This window comes from Stenotrophomonas sp. HMSC10F07 (assembly GCF_001807895.1).
Lineage (GTDB): Bacteria > Pseudomonadota > Gammaproteobacteria > Xanthomonadales > Xanthomonadaceae > Stenotrophomonas > Stenotrophomonas sepilia.
This window is the reverse complement of sequence record NZ_KV791321.1, coordinates 1-2,678: the sequence shown is the minus strand read 5'-3', so window position 1 is coordinate 2,678 and position 2,678 is coordinate 1. Positions and strand designations below refer to the sequence as shown.

The following is a 2,678-nucleotide window of genomic DNA, read 5'->3' as shown; positions in this document are numbered from 1 at the left end:
TGGCGGCGGCGCCTTCAGCACCGGCGACCGGGGCGGCAGCGCCCTGCTCGCCTTCCACGCGCGGCTTGCGCGGGCCGCGCGAACGGCGTTCGCCGCTGCGCTCGCCGTCACGGCCACCACGACCACCACCACTGCCGGAACGACCGCCACTGCGGCCACCACCCCGACGCTCTTCCTCGGCGGCGCGGGCTTCGCGCGCTTCACGGAAGATCTGGCCGACGCTTTCGTTGTCCTCGCCTTCCTCGCCTGCAGCCGGGGCCGGGCGTTCCGGGCGCGGCAGCGGCGTCAGCAGTTCCTTGGTGACCGGCTCGGAGGGAATCTTCTGCTCGATGTAGGCCTCGATGTCCGGCAGGCCCATCGCGTAGCGTTCGCAGGCGAAGCTGATCGCATCACCTTCTTCACCCAGGCGCGCGGTACGGCCGATGCGGTGCACGTAGTCTTCGGCATCGAACGGCAGGTCGTAGTTGTAGACGTACTTGATGCCATCGATGTGCAGGCCACGCGCGGCGACGTCGGTGGCCACCAGGATTTCCAGCTGGCCCTTCTGGAAGCGGTTGAGCAGGCTTTCGCGCTTCTTCTGCGGCACATCGCCGGACAGCACGCCGACACGGTAGCCGGCCTTCTCCAGCGAGCGGGCGACGCGCTCGACGAACACCTTGGTGTTGACGAACACCATGGTCCGCGCGCCTTCGCTGCGCGACAGCAGGCCCAGCAGCAGCGGAATCTTCTCGTCGTCGGCCGGGAAGTAGATGCGCTGGCGCACGCGGGCAGCGGTGATGGTCTCGGCTTCGACCACCAGCTTCTGCGGCTCGTTCATGTGCTCGTAGGCCAGCTCCAGCACGCGATGGCTGAGGGTGGCGCTGAACAGCAGGGTCTGGCGGATGGTGCGTTCCGGCATGCGGCGCAGCAGGAAGCGGATGTCCTTGATGAAGCCCAGATCGAACATGCGGTCGGCTTCGTCGAGCACGCAGATCTCGCAGGCATGCAGCGAAACCACCTTGTGCTGCTTGACGTAGTCGATCAGGCGGCCCGGGGTGGCGATGATCACGTCCACGCCCTGCTGCAGCAGCTCGCGCTGCTTGTCGTAATCCACGCCACCATAGACCAGGGCGAAACGCAGGCCCAGGTCGGAACCGAACTTCACCGCATCCTTGTGGATCTGGATGGCCAGCTCACGGGTCGGGGCGAGGATCAGGGCGCGGGGGTCTTCCGGCTTGCGGTCGGCCAGCGCCGGACGGGTCAGCAGGCGGTTCACGACAGCGACCAGGAAGGCCAGGGTCTTGCCGGTACCGGTCTGGGCCTGGCCGGCAACATCACCACCGGGCAGCGCGACCGGCAGGGTCAGCGCCTGGATCGGGGTGCAGCGGGTGAATCCGGCTCCTTCAAGGCCGGCCTGCAGGGCCGGGTGCAGCTCGAAGGAGGAGAAGGTCAAATCGGTCAGCGGTTTGTCGCTCATGAGTCCGTCTTGGTATGGCCGCCGGCCCGTGGGGCGGCTGGCACTTCATCGTCTGGGGGCACCGTCGCAAACTGCGGCCCCTGCGGCGGGTTGGCAGGCAGGGACCACCGGTCCGCACGCCGCGCAATGCCCCAGTTTAACGCACTCGGGCAGGCAAACCGGAATGCGGCGTCTCACGACACCCAGAGACGCCACCTTCACCCAGCCACACTGGACTTGAACGGCCCGGTCTGGGGCGCTGGTGTCGCGCACTGCCAGCCCCATGTACAGGAGGACAGTGAAATCCGACACATACCGGGCATCGAAGCGATCACGATACGCTGGGTTCCAGACGGCGCCTGTCCCTGCCCCGCGATAGGGGTACACTGCCGGCCGTGAGCGTCCAGGCATCCCGCCGAACGCACCGCGGCAGTGCGCCGCGAGGCAACGACGAGGGTCGCGCCACCGGGCAAGGCCCAGTTCACCCACCTCCGGCATGGCCGGGTGCAATCCAAGACGAGAAACCAAGATGAGCGACAAGGTTGTACATGTCGGCGACGCCGACTTTGATAGCGCAGTACTGAACTCCAAGGAACCGGTGCTGGTCGATTTCTGGGCCGAGTGGTGTGGCCCCTGCAAGATGATCGCCCCGGCGCTGGACGAGCTGGCCGATGCCTACCAGGGCCGCGCCAAGATCGCCAAGGTCAACGTTGACCACAACCGTGCGCTGGCCGCGAAGTACCACGTGCGTTCGATTCCGTACCTGGTCGTGTTCAAGGATGGCGAGAAGGTCGGCGAGCAGATCGGTGCAGTGGGCAAGGCCCAGCTGGCCGGCCTGCTGGACAAGGCCCTGGCCTGATCCTGCCGGTCTCCGGCAGCCGCCGAGCGCGGCTGCCGGCGGGCGCACCACGCCCATGATGAATGCTGTTCCAGGCGACCCTTGCATGGCGCCGCAGGCCGATGATAGTGTCGGCATATCCGGCCGCGTTCGCGTGCCGCACCCTCTGGACGCAGTTTCTTCCAGACCCATTCCCAACGTTCGCCGCCCCAGCCGGGCGCTCGCACCGTCAAGCGAGGAATAACGCTCTTGTCCGATAACACTTCCGAAACCGGCAGCGCTGATGCGCCCGCCGAAAAGCGCGTGCGCAAGCCCCGCGTGAGCAAGGCCGCCGCCCCGGCAGCCGCAGAAACCAGCGCCGCTCCGGCGCAGCCGACCCTGCCGCTGGCCGCCGCGCCCGAAGCA

General features: G+C 67.4%; 2 protein-coding genes. One reads left to right on the top strand and one right to left on the bottom strand.

Annotated features, from left to right (window positions below):
• Positions 1 to 1,456, bottom strand: a 1,456-nt coding sequence (gene rhlB / locus HMPREF3114_RS01700) for an ATP-dependent RNA helicase RhlB (protein WP_070488851.1), incomplete at its 3' end; no start/stop codon positions are given.
• Between the two features lie 508 nt (positions 1,457 to 1,964).
• Between rhlB and trxA the strand changes: the two genes are divergently transcribed.
• Positions 1,965 to 2,294, top strand: a complete 330-nt coding sequence (gene trxA, locus HMPREF3114_RS01695; protein ID WP_005411275.1) for a thioredoxin — start codon at positions 1,965 to 1,967, stop codon at positions 2,292 to 2,294.
• The last annotated feature ends 384 nt before the right edge of the window (positions 2,295 to 2,678 follow it).

Coding starts and splice junctions, on each gene's coding strand:
- trxA (WP_005411275.1), top strand. CDS start 1,965: ATGAGCGACAAGGTTGTACATGTCGGCGACGCCGACTTTGATAGCGCA.